This window comes from Romboutsia sp. 1001713B170207_170306_H8, from assembly GCF_015550495.1.
In the GTDB taxonomy this organism is placed as follows: domain Bacteria; phylum Bacillota; class Clostridia; order Peptostreptococcales; family Peptostreptococcaceae; genus Romboutsia_E.
In genome coordinates, this window is the sequence record NZ_JADNAX010000040.1 from 1 (window position 1) to 1752 (window position 1752).

Sequence of the window (1752 nt, forward strand, 5' to 3'; positions counted from 1 at the left end):
GTTGGTCAATCTCAATTTATACAAAATAATAAAGAATTTGAATTTAAAATAACAGAAAGCACTAGTCCGAACTTAGTGCCGAACAGTTCTTTTGAAAAAGAAGAAGTCTATACTAAAAACCATCCCTTTATATTAGATTGGACCAAAGGTGGAGATGGAACTTATCCTTCTACAATAGATGGTGGAAAAGCAATATTAATATATACCAATGGAGGAGATAGTTATTTTGTTAAAGATACAGCTATAAAAATAGACCCCAACTCAACATATACTATAAGTTTTTATTATTGCTGCACTCATGGTAGAAATGGAAGTAATTATATATTTATAAATGGAAATCCTGTACATATTCCAATAACATATATAGGCGATAGAGCTTGGCACAGATATGAATTTATTTTTAATACACCTGAGAATGTTGATGGAATAACTGCAATTAGACTTGGTATTGTAGCTCAAGAAAGTTGTTGGATATTATTTGATAATGTTCAAATAGAAAAACGTAAGGGTGCATCAACATATAGGTATATGCAAAATGAAGTGTGCAACGGGAATGGATTTATTGATAGTGAAGGCATAGGATTTAAGCATGAAGATGGTAGCTATACTAAGATGCTAACTAACGGATTCAAGCGATATGTAGGTAGCACTGGATATTCATATCATTATCTTACTTACATTGGTAAAACTCAAAAATTAGATTTAAACCCTGTAACAATACAACTTCCTGATGATTTTAAGGGTAAAGATTTCAAAGTGAATCTATCTATAGAAGAAATAGCTAATCCGGAGGGGTGGATGGTACAATCGTTTCAAGTATTAGTTCAAAATATAGATAATTCAAATGCTACATTTCAGATATATGGAGGTTCTCAATCACAGTTATATGATGGAACTCAAGGTACAATGAAGCCTACTACAATTTCATACACAGTAACTGCATAAGGAGTGATATTAAATGAAGTTAGAAGAATATAAAAATAAGATGACATTGTTTTATTCTAAAAGAACTGGAGAGATACAGACATTTTGTACAGGGATTCAAGATATGAATCTATTCGGTGATAATAAAGAAGATTATGATGTTATTTGGGATTTTATAGTAATAGATTATAATAATAAAATTCTTAATAATAAAGATATGTTTTGTGTCGATTTAAGCAGTAAAACATTAAGGTTAAAAGAATTTAAATTTTAAGAAGGTGACTAAATGGCTAAGCGAAATATTAAATTTAATTTAGACTTCTCTAATAAAGATATTCTCCCTAAGTTCAATATAAAGCAATTTGATAATGCTTTAATTACTATCTCGACTTACTTAGAAGGGAATGTATTCAATCCTACAGGTAATACTTGTAAGCTTTATGTAAGTATAGGTAAAGAAGTTTTCTTACAGGAAAGTAATATAAGTGTATTAGAAAATGCAATAAAAATAGATTTAGATAAGAATATAATTAGTGAAGACGGAAAGGGACTTGGAGAATTAGAGTTATCAGATAGCAATGGAATTCTAACAAGTGCTACTTTCTTATTTAATATTGAGTCTAAAATAGGAGAAGGCTCAACAATACCTGGACAAGTAGAGGGGTTTATTGCAAAGCATGAAAGATTAATCAAAGAATTTAAAGAAGAATATAATAGTAGGCTTGAGATCATACAAACTGAACTTAACACTAATACGAATAGAATAGATCAAGTTGAAAGTAAAAATGAGGAACAAGATTCAAGACTTCTTGATATTGAGGAGAAGAA

3 protein-coding genes are annotated in these 1752 nt (G+C 29.6%); all 3 read left to right on the forward strand.

The features are described from left to right. Positions 1 to 945: carbohydrate binding domain-containing protein (locus I2A66_RS16835; protein ID WP_195252034.1), on the forward strand; the 945-nt coding region annotated here is incomplete at its 5' end. A 13-nt stretch (positions 946 to 958) separates the two neighbouring features. Beyond that, the gene (locus I2A66_RS16840; protein WP_122639834.1) at positions 959 to 1198 is read left to right on the forward strand and encodes a hypothetical protein; all 240 of its coding nucleotides are present in this window, start codon (positions 959 to 961) and stop codon (positions 1196 to 1198) included. A gap of 12 nt (positions 1199 to 1210) precedes the next feature. Next, positions 1211 to 1752 (forward strand): hypothetical protein (locus I2A66_RS16845; protein ID WP_195252035.1); only part of this gene is annotated, 542 nt, incomplete at its 3' end.

Coding starts and splice junctions, on each gene's coding strand:
- I2A66_RS16840 (WP_122639834.1), top strand. CDS start 959: ATGAAGTTAGAAGAATATAAAAATAAGATGACATTGTTTTATTCTAAA.